The following is a 12,634-nucleotide window of genomic DNA, read 5'->3' on the forward strand; positions in this document are numbered from 1 at the left end:
ATTTTTGTGTGTCTTTATGACTCTCCTTGGAGTATATTTTTAAACAATGTGTATCGTATAAAGGGATGAAAAAAGCTAATGATGCGTGGAAGGGGGATAGAAGCTATTTTCCTAAGCAAAATTCAGAAAACATTTTATCAAGCATTTGGGAGTGCTCAAATGGCTCAGTGATCGCGCAAATAGCATTGATACATTCATTTATATGGAAAGAGAAAAGTTCTAATTCCTCTAGCTTCGTGCGTGCAAGATCAATGCTATCTAGCGCTCTCTTGACACATCCAATCTGGAAACTTGATGTGAGCATAAGCCCATCAAAGCTGTGTTGTGTGCTAAGAAACTCCTCTAGGAGTGTGAAAATCTGCTGTGGGTTGAACTCACTAAATTCCTCCTGCTTACCATGTGTAGCAGATATCTTGAGAGGTTTTTGGCTTAGGAGTAATGGGTGGGAAAAGTCCTCCAAGAGAGGACTAGAGTCTCTACTAATGTCGGCTTTTGTGAGCAATAAGAGGATGTGTGCCTTTCTCTGTGCGCTTAAGATGTCTAAAATTGTTCTGTCTTCGGAAGTCAGAGGAGCGGAGCTATCAAAGAGCGCTAGGATAATGTTTGCAGAATCAAGCATGAGGTAGGATCTCTGGATGCCAATCTGCTCTATCTCATCATAGGAATCTCTGATACCTGCGGTATCTACAAGGCGCACAATCTGCCCACCTACTGATAAGCTCTCTTCTATGATATCGCGCGTGGTGCCTGGTATAGATGAGGTAATCGCACGTGGCGAAGCAAGTAATGCGTTTAGCAGGGAGCTTTTACCAACATTTGGCTTGCCGATGATACAGATTCTAAATCCTTCGATGACACCTTGTCTGTGTTTAGAATCTTCGTGTAGGACCGCAAGCTTGTGTCTTAATGCGAGGAGTTTCTGGCTTAAAAGCATAGAGGTGCTAGATTCTAACTCTTCGCTGTAGTCGATACTAACCTCACTATAGGCGAGAATCTCAATAAGCTCTGCTCGCACTTGGGCTACAAACTCGCTTAACTCACCACGCAATTGGCGCAGAAGAATCTCATTGGCATGTGTGCTTTGGGAGTTAATAAGTGCACAAATAGCTTGGGCTTGTGCGAAGTCAAGCTTACCATTGAGGAAAGCTCGCTTGGTGAATTCCCCGGGTCGCGCAAGAGTGGCGCCTAGATCTAGTGCGCGCTGTATGATAGTCTTTCCAATAAGTACGCCGCCATGACATTGAATCTCGCAAATATCCTCGCCACTATAGCTATGCGGTGCTTTAAAGTAGAGCAAGATGGCTTCATCGATAGGGCGATTGGCTTCGTCGTAGATAAAGCTTAGTGTTGCATAACGGGGCTTGAGAAAATCGCGCTTGCTTAGGGATAATGTGATTGGAAGTGCCTGTTTGCCGCTTATACGCACGATACAAATAGCACCCGTGCCTACTGGCGTAGAGATTCCTATGATGGTTTTGGATGGGTGATTAGAATCGTTTGAAGTCATCGATGATGATGTATTTTTCACCATTTTTGTTGGTACGGAAAGAGACATATTTCCGCGGGAATACTTCGCGGAGCTTGCCTAATGCGATGTAGGCAAGGACACCATCAAATGGTTTGGTCTGTGCTTTTGAAGTCTCTTGGACTAGCTTGATGATGCTTTGGAGGTAGGAATCAATAAGCTGCTCTTGGTTTGAGAGAAACTGGGCAACTTCAAGGCGAAGCGTAAAGCCATATTTTGGATTGATCCAATTGACGAGTAAATACAAGAGAGCTTTGTAGCGATAGCCTTTCTCGCCAATGAGTAATGGACAATCCTTGCCATCAATTTTGATAAACAATAAATTGTCATTGCGCAAGCTTACCTCAACGCATTCTAGGTCGAATGGCAAACACAACAAAAGTTCTTTGAGCTCAGTTCTTATATTGTCTAACACCTCTTCTTGTGATAAGAGATTCTCACGTGAATTATAGGGTTTGGATACTCTAGGGTTTGTTTGTTTGGGAGTATAAAAATCATTGCCTAAGTCTTTGTAAGCAAAATCATTTTCTACACCCCAAATTTCATTGCACTCATACGTCTGCTTTGCCTTGGATTCTGTAAAGGACTGTAGAGAGTCTTGGTCTTGTGTTTGAGTATATAAGTCTAATTCATCGTATGCTTCTTTGATTTCCTGCTTTGTTTCTTGATCTATTAAGCTGTGGGGTTTCTCTTGGGAGATAGATTTATCTTGGGATGATTGCAATGATGCTTTGGTAGTAGCCACGATAATAGCGTCCTTTTTGCCAAAGCCTAAAAAGCCTGTACTTGGGTTTTGTACAATTTCATACTCTAAATCCACAACAGAGCATTGGAATTCTTGTGATGCGTTCAAAAGAGCTTCTTGTAAAGTTTTAGCAGTGAATTTTTTCATACTGTAATCCTTATTCTTGTTTTACACCCTATTGTTTTTTAGACTTTAAAAGAGAATTTATCAGCAATTGCTGGATGATTGAGAAAACATTATTTATCGTCCAATACAACACAAGCCCAGCAGGAAAAGGAAAAATAATAAAAAACACCATAAAAATCCATGGCAACATCTTGAAAATCTTCTCTTGCATGGGGTCGGTGAAATTTGAAGGTGTCAAGAGCTGAGAGATATACATACTTACACCCATGAGAATAGGCAAAACAAAGTATGGATCAATGGCTGAGAGATCAGAAATCCAGAAAATCCACTCGGAATTTTTGAGTTCAATAGCGTTATAAAGTACACGATAAATTGCAAAAAATACGGGTATCTGCAAGAGTAATGGTAGGCAGCCACCAAGTGGATTTGCCCCGTGCTTTTTATAAAGCTCCATCATATGTAGCTGCATTTTTTGCGGGTCGCCTTTGTAGCGAGTCTGAATCTCTTTCATCTTGGGGGCTATGTCTTTGAGTTTTTGCATAGAAATCATGCCTTTATAAGTAAGTGGGAAAAGCAGGATTCTCACCACAAGCGTAAGTAATACGATAGCCCAGCCCCAATTCCCGCAAAAATCATACAACACGCTTAAGAGCCAAAACACTGGACGGGCAAAGAATGTAATCATTCCATACTCTATAACATCAGTAAGGATGGGATTTATAGACTCTAAAGTCTTATAGTCCTTTGGTCCGATGTAGCCTTTGAAGTAGCTATCGCCTCCTCGTACATAGACAAAAGGCATTGGATTTCCTACATAATCATAATCCAAGCGGACATAAAAACTTGAATCTGGTGTGTAAAAGAGGCTTGTGTAATATCTATCGACACTTGCCAGGAATCTGGCTTGTGGAAAATCCCGTCGCTGCTTGTCCCCATCTTCGATTTTCTCAATCGTGCCATCGCTTGTTTTAAGCAAAACACCGCGAAAAGCATAGGTATCGCTGTCACCTATAGGACGCATGCCATTGCTTATAAAATATTCGATATTTGGGTTGCTGAGAGAGAAATTGAGCTCATAGCTTAGATCTTTGTAAAAAGTAAGTGTTTTTTGTATCTGCACCTCGCCTAGATCTTGCTTTAAGACAAGCTTTTGTACACCATCTTGGCTTGAATGAGAATCTAAGACATAAGGTGTATTAAAAGCTCTTTGATTCAACTCTACATCGCTAAAGCGCACCTCAAGTGTCTTAAGCGCGGAATCACCAAATAAAGCGAGCTTATCAATATGCTCTTTCTTAGAGGATTGCAATCCTAATACCGAGCCAACAATACTAAAAAGGCTTTCCTTTTCACCATGGATGAATTTCTCATCTTTGAGATAAACTTGAGAGATTCGTCCTAGGGCATCGATTGTGATTTCAAAGTCATCAAAAGCCGGCTTACCTAAAGAGATGAGTAAAGTATCTCGTAAAGGAAGGGATTGTGCGGGTTTGGAGACATTGTCTTTGAGCGGATTTGATGTCTTAGCGGCTTGGGGGGAAGCTATGGTGTCTGCATTCTGGGTAATGTGTGACTTGGAAGTCTCTTGTGTATTTGGTTGTGGAAACAAAGATGTATAAAGGGCGAAAAACCCGATTGCAAGCGCCATAACTAACAAAATCCGCCCAAACCCAAAGTTGTCATTGTTATTTTGATTAGGATTTGGATAGCGCATTGAAGATAAGACCTTATAAGTGGATTTGATAATATAAAACGAACCTTGTAGATGTCCTGAATGCAGAATTGTAGCCAAAAATACGGGGTTTTGATAGGGGATGAGCCAATATTGTGGCACGAGGGAGCTTGGTCTAAACTCCACGTAAAGATGCAATTTGAGCAGGGGGTGATGGATACCCCCAGGGTGCAGTGGATTGCACAAAAAAATCCGATACAGCCCTAAAATAAGTGCACTGAAGGGCTTGTTGAAATCTAGAATCTGTAGTGCGTAGTTTGAACAGCTAGGATAAAAACGGCAACTCCTTCCAAGCACAAGAGAAAAACTTCGTTGGTAGGCGAGTATGCAATATCTTAAGACAACACAGAGCAGAGAGTAAGATAGGTTGAAAATGTGCGAGGTCATACAAAAAATGCGAGCTTGTAAAAATCGTGCTATCTGGCGCAATGTGTGCATGCTAGGAATCTCTTCTGGATTGTGGCTTGGAAGTCTCACTTAAGGGCTTTGAGACAAAGTGCGTGGAATTCTTTGAACCCAAGATTCTCAAATCCAACCTTTGGGGCAAAGACAATCATATATCCACGAAAGCTTTCATTGCGCACGATTGAGCGCATTTGTCTCTTGTAAAGATTGCGTTTGGGGGCATTGCCAATTTTTTTGCTCACACTCAGACCAAGATACAAATCCGCTCCACGCGAAAGGATTCGTTTTAAAAGCTTTGAGTGTTTGGGATGGAGCTGGAGCTTCTTGCTCAGATAGGGGATTTTAGAAATATACAGAGTGAAATAAGGCGTGTGAAAGCGGTAGGCATTTTTGTACAAAAGCTCAAATTCTTGTCTGTCTTTTAGGGAATCTATTGTCAAGGGCTTCTCCAAGCAGAACCTGTAGAGATTAGTCTAAACTACGAAGAGATCTGCGGAATGGAATCAAAGATTGTTCTAAAGTCTGCTAGGGGTGTGTGGTGTTGGTATGTAGGCTAGACACTTAGTCGTTTTCTACCTTTGGCGCGACGAGCGTTTATTATCCTGCGTCCAGTCTTGGTCTTCATTCTTGTGCGGAATCCGTGGGTGCGCTTTCTTGGGGTATTGTGGGGCTGGTATGTTCTTTTCATTGGATTTGGCCTTTATAAATGTGATCTGTTAAAAATGCGCGATTCTTCCAAAAAATTACTTAAAGATAAGTTAGTGAGCGAATTCTTTGCTGAGCTCTAGAATCTTGGTGAGATTCTTGTCGGCTTTTGTGAGCACTCGAAACTCTACCCTACGAGATATTGCGTCATTTTGCAATGGTCGAGCAAAACTTAGTCCATTAGCTCGCAAAACCGCGATAAGCCAATACTTTTGAGAATCTATGCTTTTTTGGTTGAAACAATATTTTAAAACTTCAAATGCCCTTGCTTGTGAAAGCTCTGCATTCCCCAAATAGCGATCCTCCAATGTAGTAGCACTCTCCCAATTGCTTGAAGTATGTCCTTCAATGCGAATCTCCTCGATACTCTCCTTGTATTTTGGCAATGAAAGGATGGTTACATAACGCGGAAAAAAATCATCTAAGATATTTTGGAAGCGCTTTTTGACCTGTTTATCCCCTGTATCAAATAGCACCTCAGGATCGCGAAAACGTATTGTGTTGTCTGTATCAATCTGTGCATTCCAACGCGAAAAATCCTTTGCAAACTCTTTTTGTAGCTCATTGTAAAGTTCTACTTGCAAATCTGAATGATCCTTTGCTATCGCGCTCATTTTAGTATTGATTTCGCTATAGCGTCGATTCTGTTCCTCTAAGTGCGATTTGCTTTTAGAAGAAAGCAGCATAAAAGAAACCATAATGAGCAAGAAAATCATCATAATACCTGCCATCATATCAGCAATACTAATCCAATAATTACGTTCTTTTTTATGTTGCATATTTGGCCTTTTATTTATTGGGATGTCTTAATTCCTTAACAAGTCCAAGAAATCGCCTAAAACCCTGCATTTGGCGCTTGTGAAAGCCATGCCTCAGATTAACTTGGTGCAGCTGAGCTTAAGGTATGCTTGCTTGGGCTATTTTTCAAAGAATACTACGACTAAGGCTTAGAATCTCGTGCCAACTAGCTCTCTTATGCGCTCCAAAAACCATTGGTAGTCTTTGGCGAAATTATCCACACTGCCTTTCATCGCCTCATCCAAATCCTTAAGCGAATTTCTTAACTCAACTGCAAGCGCTTGGTTGCCTGTGATACTGGTTTTGAGATTATCTTGTATGTTTGTAAAAATTGTATTGATGAGACTATGGGCTTGCATAAGCTTTGATTGCGTCTGGGATATTTGCAAGACAAGCTCTTGTTGTAATGTCTTAAATTCTGTAAGAATCTGATCGCCACTCTCACGCGGTGCCTTCAGAGATTCTTTGCTGAGTTTTTGGAGAACTTTGAGATATTCAACAGCGAGATTTTTTATATATCTGCTGAAATGCTCCTGGTTGGCATTAAGATTCCCTAGACAAGTTTTTATAAACTCATCAGCGGAAGTCATTTGGGAATCTAGCACTTTTTGTGCGTATTCTTGGTAGTCCTTGCTTTGTAACTGCAAGCTTTCAAAAATACCATTTTGGGAATCTAAAAGGTTTTGTGCCAATGTTTTTAACTCCGCATCGATATTTTCTATCACTTGCTTGAAGCTTTCACTTAGAGTACCTAAAATCTCTTTGTATTCATTGCTTGTGTCTTGTAAGCTTTGTGAAGTATCTGCGATCATATCTTTTGTGAAGCCTTTGAGATTAATAAGGCTATCTTTTGAGAGTGCTGTTATCTCCCCACCATAGTTATGGATTGACTTTTCAATCTGCATGAAATGCGAGTGGGTGTTAGCCTCTAAACTCTTGGCACTTTGCATTAGACTTGATTCTATGTTCTCTCCCATTTGGCTTATGTATGCGCTTACATCTTTGCTAAGAGTGGAGAGATCTTCTTGTAATTGTGAGTTTTGAATCTTGGATTGTGTAAAAAACTCTTGCAGGCTTCTTAACGATGCGATGGAATCCTCGCGCAAAGAGGCTACAGACTCCAAATGCACCTCAAGTTTTTGGTTTTGTACCTCAAAAGACTGCAAGATTTTGAGATTGTTTGCATAGAACTCTTGGACTTGGGTATTTTGCTCTGCGATTGTCTTTATGGATTCTTCTGCGCTGCTTATAGCAAGCTGGGATTTTTGCAATGTCTTTTGGGTGTCTTTTAAGAGCTTTTGTGTATCACGAACAAAGTCTTTGTATTCCTCCTGCCATTGCAAAAGCTTGGAGGTAGCAGTGTTTAGCTCCTTAAAATTATCGCCAAACTGGCTGCTAAGGTTTGCATTAAAATCACTTATCACTCTTTCTAATGCAGTGATAAGCTCCTTAGAAGCACCCTTAGCAAGCTCTTGTGTGGCGCTCTTGAGCGAGGAATCTATTGCATCGAGTTTCTGCTCTAAAAAACTACGATGGTTTTCAAGAGAGCTTTTGAAAGTCTTAGAATCTGGGAGCTTTTCTAGAAGCTGCAAGAAACGCAGATTATCAAGCAAGTCCACCTTTCTTGCGATAAATTCAAGACTGTCTTCATTGACATACTCTGTACCTGCGCTCTTTTGGAGGATAGAGAGCAAGATCGCTAATCCCATACCTAAAATTGAAGTATAAAATGCAGTCTTAAGACCATCCAAAAGCAGTGAGACTGAATACTCCAGCTGCATAGTGTCAAAATCAAGCAAGCCTATTAAAATCCCTACAAATGTCCCAAGAACACCCGCACTCATAATAATAGACTTGAAGTCTTTGTGCGATGGCTTACCAAAGCTCTTGTAATCCACGATAAAAAGCCATAGCATAAAGATTGTCCAGAGGGCATTGATGGTTAAAATCGCTGTTTGCATGCCTTTCCTTAATCTTGGTCTTTTTGTGTCAGGACATAAACATTTTCAAAACCAAGATCTTGCAAGCCCACAGAAAGTTCTAGAAAAAATTCTAGCCCGCTTAACTTATCGCCTTTGATAACAATCTGTGTATGTCTTGGCAAAGCAGCTAAAGCCGCCTTTAAATCCTTGAAACTCACTTGCTTCTCATCAATGTAGTATTGTCCATTTTTGTCAATTGCGATGAGCTTTTCTTGCTTGTCCTGTGTGGAAGCACCTTGCTGCTCTTGGAGCTTTGGAATATCGATTGGGATCTTTGAATGCTGCACAAAACTAGCACTCGTGAGCACAATAACCAAAAGCACTAACATTATGTCAATGAATGGCACAAGATTGAGAGAATCTATTTTTTTCATACCTGCCTCCTCAGACCGCATATTTATTATTATGAGCATCTTGGGGGATATAAGTGATATCCCATTGCATCAAAATGACTTCGGCCTTGCGAGTGAGGGTGTTGTAGCACACGATACAAGGAATAGCCAAACATAGCCCTGCGGCTGTGGCTTTGAGCGCTAAAGAAAGACCTACCATAATCTGCTGGGTATCCAGCAAGGCGTTATTTCCTATCTCCACAAAAGTCACCATAATGCCAAAGATTGTGCCCAGCAATCCAATATAAGGCGCATTCGCACCAATGGTCGCAATCAGTGTGAGGCGTTTAAACAATTGGAGTTCTAATACTCTCTTGTCTTTGAATTGGCTAACTTGCACTTTCTTAAAAAACCAAAACCGCTCAATAGCTATACCAATGACAATAATGCTCAAAAACAGCAAAAAGCCCAACACACCATAATCTACTATTTCTCTCATACCAAACCTTGTGATAGCAAAATATTCTCTAAACTTTTCTCTAACAGTGCATTATCTAGCTCACACATGCCAATGCGTAAAACTTCGCCCTTAAGATAAAGAGAGTTGCGGGAATCTATGCGTACTTGGAGATTTTGTCTGCTTGGGGGAATGCATGCCACGCTAGATTCTGTAAGACCTAGTGTATATGCCTGCGCTAATAGCGCGCCTGCTGCTGTGCCGCAAGCAAGAGTGATATTTTCTACACCGCGCTCGAAAGTCGCGTAATAGAGAGTAACCCTGTCATAGATAAAGGCAATACTTACATTTGCATTATATTTATCTCTGAGCTCTTTGAGGCGAGCGAGATTCTCTAAGTTTGTGAGACTTTCTAGAGAAAAAAGCTTTGGATAAAAACAGAGTAAATGTGGCACACCACTATCAACCAAAAACCACTCTGTCCCCCAAATACTCTGCTCTTTTATAGAATCTAAAAATTTGCAGATTCCAATGCCTGATTCTACAAGCAAGGGATTTGCCAAATCTATATTGACAGAGATTTGACCCGATCCGCTTAAAAACCTATGCTCTGCACCCGCTATACCCTCTGTAAATGCGAAGCTCCCCACACACCTACTTGCATTGCCACACATCTTCGCACTTGAGCCATCTGCATTATAAAACTCCCATCGGTAAGCACACCCACGCTCTGTAGTCGGTAGCAGCACCACAAAACCATCTGCACCAAAGCCGCTATGCCTATCACATAAGATTCTAGCAAGACTACTCAATGCGCTTGGATTGCTCAAGTCGGTTTTATAAGCATTCAGAAGCAAAAAATCGTTGCCATTAGCACAATATTTTGTAAGTCTTAGCATACTCGTCCTTCTAGCTTTGCTTCTAATTTTTGTAAAAAATATTCAAGCTCTTCTTGCAATCTTTCTACCCCCAAAGAATTATCAATCACAAAATCCGCCATTTCCCGTTTTTGCTCTATATCAAGCTGGGAGTCTAAGCGAGCATTGATACAAGACTCGCTCAGACAATCCCGCGATTTCACGCGATGCAGACATACTTCACGTGACGCATACACCACAAGCACGAAAGCCACGGGATAGCTCGCCCTCCCCCCAACCTCAAAAAACAATGGAATATCCAAAAAATAAGGCACGCATTTTTTTTCTAACTCTCTAGCTTGCTCAAGCATGCGAAGTCTGATTCTTGGATGGAGTATGGATTCTAAAGATTTGAGAGCTTCCTTGTCACTAAAAACAAGCGCACCTAATTTCTTTCTATCAATACGCAAGGAGGTCTGCTCTAAAATCCCATTACCAAAGAGCTCTACAATCTCTTTGGTGCATTCCTGCAAAATCCTATGCGAGAGAGAATCTGCACAAAGCACCTCATAGCCGCGAAGCTTCAGTAGGTGAGCTAGGGTACTTTTACCGCTACCCATCGCGCCAGTAAGCGCAATCGCATATCGGAGATTACCCACTCAAATCCTCTTTAAAATACACTGGAAAATTCATGCCTGCTTGCCACATTCTTATCATTGGATTGTATGAGAAACAAATTTTGAAAAATTATCCAAGATAAGCCCACCTTTTCTAAAGCCCAAGCCGCAAGATTCATAGGCAAAGAACACATTTGCTTGGTAGTAGGACCCTTCGTGTGAATTAAGCTCATAAAACTCTTGATATACCTCTTTGTGTGCGCTGTAGATTCCATCTGTGGCACTAAGAATGCGATTAACGGAATCCAAAATCTCTATATTTGCACCCTCTCTACCAAATGAGCGCTTTAATACTTGCTTTTTGCCTAATGGCTCAAAGCCTGATTCTAAAAGCAGCGGATGCTTAGGAAACAGATCCCACAGAATCTTAAGCATCCTTTTACTCTGGAACATAATCGTATAAGCGGGGTTGAGAAAAATCGCATTTTTATTACGCATCATCTCACGCATAAGAGAAGCCATCTCGCTCTCATCGATTGCTATATTTTCCCAAGGTATGAGCTTAAAGAGAAATTCGTAATTGTGTCCATTACATAGCACGCCTTCATCATGAGAGAATCCAACCTCATCGATGTATGCATAATCTGTAGCAAACCCGGCTTCTTTAGCTATCTGCTCTAAGTAGCGAGTGGTGATTTCCTCCTCGATATTGCCCCTTACACTTGAAAATAGGATTCTCCAGCCTTCATAAAACTCGGCAAACTTGCTTGTATCAGAATCTAGAGTGATAAGTCGCTTGAAGTTTTGGCGCAGGGATTCTGAGATGTTGTTAAATTGTAAATTTTCATCTAAGGAGTTGTGCTTCAAAAGCGCCCATTGGATTATCGCGCTTTCATAAAGCATAGTGGGCGTATCTGCGTTAAATTCTAGCAGCTTGATTGCTTTGCCATCTAATCCTCCAGCCAAGTCAAAACGTCCATATAAATGCCAATGTATATCCTCCTCCCAGCTTTGGCGCACCATATCATGCAAGATGGGCGGAACATCAAGCTCATAGAGCAAATCATGAGCTAGTACATACTCCCCAGCTTCCACATACATATCATAGAGCTCATTGCCTGCATTATAAAACGCCTGGGCTTCCTCTTTACTAATATGCACCAACTCATTACTAATATATGCAGAATTATCAGAATCTGTGTGCCACTCTAAACCAATCTCTTGGAGTTTTTCTTTACTAAGAGGTTGTAATTTGCTTATTTGCAAGGATATGTCTCCAAAGAAGTATTTGTGGGGATTATACAAAAAGCTATGCGAAAAGAAAATTAAGCACAATGGCTTAGTTTTCTTAAATCACAGAAGAGAATTCATCATGTAAAAGATTTGCTAATACACTTCCTCAATCCAACAAAAGATTTTTTAAGCATCGCCAAAAAAATCTTCTATCTCTTGACGTGCTTGACTTGGGTTAGTCATGGAATTAATAGTGTTTCTAAACTCATGCGCATTGTGCCTACCTTTGCTATAAGCATGGAGATTCTTTCGAAACATTATCACTCCACGCTCGCCATAAAACTCTACCATCTTGTCAAAATGCTCTAATACAAGATTTTGCAGCAAGACCTGCGGGATTTGGTTTGTGTTATTTTTGATTTGCCAAAACACCCAGGGTGATTTAATAGCTGCCCTGCCTATCATCACGCCATTTGCCCCAGTGAGTCTTAGCACATCATATGCGCTTTTTGCATCACTGATTTCACCATTTGCAATCAGTGGGATAGCTATTTTGCTTTTGATAAGAGCTATGCTGTCATAATCTATCTTCTCCTTTTTGTATCCATCAGCTCGCGTCCTCCCATGCACCACGACGAAATCTATATTCGTATCATTAAGTGCATGGGCTAATTCAAGCGGAATCTTTTTGTCAAACCCTAATCGAAGCTTGAGGCTTGTATAGGGCTTAGTACTCAGAGACTTGATTAAGTTAGCACTTTGCACCAAAAGCTTAAGGTCTTTTAAAAGCCCGCTGCCATTGCCATGATTTGCGACCTTTGGCGCAGGACAGCCACAATTAAGATCGATTATATCAATGCCGCTTCTTGTATTGAGAATCTCTACAGCCTGCTTGAGTATCTCTGGCTTTGATCCTGCGATCTGCACAGAAAATGGCGATTCTTCTGGGGCTTTTTCAAGCATCTTGAATGTTTTCTTGTTATTAAAAACAAGTGCATGAGAGCTTATCATCTCGCTCACAGTTATATCAACACCAAATTTCTTGACCATTGATCGAAATGGTAAATCTGTGTAGCCTGCAAGCGGGGCTAACATCAAGAGATTATTAAAATGTATCATT

The 12,634-nt window shown here is 40.9% G+C and carries 13 protein-coding genes and 1 pseudogene; all 14 read right to left on the minus strand.

Features of this window, described 5'->3' with window-relative positions; genetic code table 11:
- Nucleotides 1–103: 103 nt before the first annotated feature.
- A complete protein-coding gene (mnmE, locus tag CCY97_RS06560; protein ID WP_258457074.1) occupies nucleotides 104–1,555 on the minus strand; it encodes a tRNA uridine-5-carboxymethylaminomethyl(34) synthesis GTPase MnmE in 1,452 nt (483 codons plus the stop codon).
- Complete coding sequence (locus CCY97_RS06565) at nucleotides 1,488–2,417, minus strand: Jag N-terminal domain-containing protein (RefSeq protein ID WP_112064680.1); 930 nt, start codon at nucleotides 2,415–2,417, stop codon at nucleotides 1,488–1,490. Before CCY97_RS06565 ends, mnmE begins: the two co-directional genes overlap by 68 nt.
- A 28-nt stretch (nucleotides 2,418–2,445) precedes the next feature.
- Nucleotides 2,446–4,110 carry a membrane protein insertase YidC gene (yidC, locus tag CCY97_RS06570; RefSeq protein ID WP_258457078.1) on the minus strand — a complete coding sequence of 555 codons (1,665 nt, stop codon included), beginning with the start codon at nucleotides 4,108–4,110 and terminating at the stop codon, nucleotides 2,446–2,448.
- Between the two features lie 186 nt (nucleotides 4,111–4,296).
- A pseudogene (gene yidD, locus CCY97_RS08535) lies at nucleotides 4,297–4,566 on the minus strand (membrane protein insertion efficiency factor YidD); the annotation flags it as partial.
- A gap of 35 nt (nucleotides 4,567–4,601) precedes the next feature.
- Nucleotides 4,602–4,973, minus strand: coding sequence for a ribonuclease P protein component (gene rnpA / locus CCY97_RS06575; RefSeq protein ID WP_181562851.1), 372 nt, complete (start codon nucleotides 4,971–4,973; stop codon nucleotides 4,602–4,604).
- A 113-nt stretch (nucleotides 4,974–5,086) separates the two neighbouring features.
- Complete coding sequence (gene rpmH / locus CCY97_RS06580) at nucleotides 5,087–5,221, minus strand: 50S ribosomal protein L34 (RefSeq protein WP_112064683.1); 135 nt, start codon at nucleotides 5,219–5,221, stop codon at nucleotides 5,087–5,089.
- A gap of 70 nt (nucleotides 5,222–5,291) precedes the next feature.
- Complete coding sequence (locus CCY97_RS06585; protein WP_258457075.1) at nucleotides 5,292–6,017, minus strand: OmpA family protein; 726 nt, start codon at nucleotides 6,015–6,017, stop codon at nucleotides 5,292–5,294.
- Nucleotides 6,018–6,185: 168 nt separating this feature from the next.
- Nucleotides 6,186–7,997, minus strand: a complete 1,812-nt coding sequence (locus tag CCY97_RS06590) for a hypothetical protein (protein WP_112064684.1) — start codon at nucleotides 7,995–7,997, stop codon at nucleotides 6,186–6,188.
- Nucleotides 7,998–8,005: 8 nt separating this feature from the next.
- The gene (locus CCY97_RS06595; RefSeq protein ID WP_112064685.1) at nucleotides 8,006–8,392 is read right to left on the minus strand and encodes a biopolymer transporter ExbD; all 387 of its coding nucleotides are present in this window, start codon (nucleotides 8,390–8,392) and stop codon (nucleotides 8,006–8,008) included.
- A 10-nt stretch (nucleotides 8,393–8,402) separates the two neighbouring features.
- Nucleotides 8,403–8,849, minus strand: coding sequence for a TonB-system energizer ExbB (gene exbB / locus CCY97_RS06600; protein WP_112064686.1), 447 nt, complete (start codon nucleotides 8,847–8,849; stop codon nucleotides 8,403–8,405).
- The gene (dapF, locus tag CCY97_RS06605) at nucleotides 8,846–9,706 is read right to left on the minus strand and encodes a diaminopimelate epimerase (RefSeq protein ID WP_112064687.1); all 861 of its coding nucleotides are present in this window, start codon (nucleotides 9,704–9,706) and stop codon (nucleotides 8,846–8,848) included. Before dapF ends, exbB begins: the two co-directional genes overlap by 4 nt.
- Nucleotides 9,700–10,323, minus strand: coding sequence for a dephospho-CoA kinase (gene coaE, locus CCY97_RS06610; protein ID WP_258457076.1), 624 nt, complete (start codon nucleotides 10,321–10,323; stop codon nucleotides 9,700–9,702). The genes dapF and coaE overlap by 7 nt, the downstream gene beginning before the upstream one ends.
- A gap of 54 nt (nucleotides 10,324–10,377) precedes the next feature.
- Nucleotides 10,378–11,547: a glutathionylspermidine synthase family protein gene (locus CCY97_RS06615; protein WP_112064688.1), complete on the minus strand. Its 1,170-nt coding sequence runs from the start codon at nucleotides 11,545–11,547 to the stop codon at nucleotides 10,378–10,380.
- Between the two features lie 153 nt (nucleotides 11,548–11,700).
- Nucleotides 11,701–12,633 carry a tRNA-dihydrouridine synthase gene (locus CCY97_RS06620; protein WP_112064689.1) on the minus strand — a complete coding sequence of 311 codons (933 nt, stop codon included), beginning with the start codon at nucleotides 12,631–12,633 and terminating at the stop codon, nucleotides 11,701–11,703.
- Between the last annotated feature and the right edge of the window lies 1 nt (nucleotide 12,634).

This window comes from Helicobacter sp. 10-6591 (genome assembly GCF_003288805.1).
Classification (GTDB): Bacteria; Campylobacterota; Campylobacteria; order Campylobacterales; family Helicobacteraceae; genus Helicobacter_F.

What these genes read in the sequence shown, in the direction of transcription:
- mnmE (WP_258457074.1), bottom strand. Translation starts at nt 1,555, where the DNA reads ATGTCTCTTTCCGTACCAACAAAAATGGTGAAAAATACATCATCATCG.
- CCY97_RS06620 (WP_112064689.1), bottom strand. Translation starts at nt 12,633, where the DNA reads ATGATACATTTTAATAATCTCTTGATGTTAGCCCCGCTTGCAGGCTAC.
- CCY97_RS06595 (WP_112064685.1), bottom strand. Translation starts at nt 8,392, where the DNA reads ATGAAAAAAATAGATTCTCTCAATCTTGTGCCATTCATTGACATAATG.
- rpmH (WP_112064683.1), bottom strand. Translation starts at nt 5,221, where the DNA reads ATGAAAAGAACATACCAGCCCCACAATACCCCAAGAAAGCGCACCCAC.
- CCY97_RS06590 (WP_112064684.1), bottom strand. Translation starts at nt 7,997, where the DNA reads ATGCAAACAGCGATTTTAACCATCAATGCCCTCTGGACAATCTTTATG.
- exbB (WP_112064686.1), bottom strand. Translation starts at nt 8,849, where the DNA reads ATGAGAGAAATAGTAGATTATGGTGTGTTGGGCTTTTTGCTGTTTTTG.
- CCY97_RS06565 (WP_112064680.1), bottom strand. Translation starts at nt 2,417, where the DNA reads ATGAAAAAATTCACTGCTAAAACTTTACAAGAAGCTCTTTTGAACGCA.
- CCY97_RS06585 (WP_258457075.1), bottom strand. Translation starts at nt 6,017, where the DNA reads ATGCAACATAAAAAAGAACGTAATTATTGGATTAGTATTGCTGATATG.
- dapF (WP_112064687.1), bottom strand. Translation starts at nt 9,706, where the DNA reads ATGCTAAGACTTACAAAATATTGTGCTAATGGCAACGATTTTTTGCTT.
- yidC (WP_258457078.1), bottom strand. Translation starts at nt 4,110, where the DNA reads ATGCGCTATCCAAATCCTAATCAAAATAACAATGACAACTTTGGGTTT.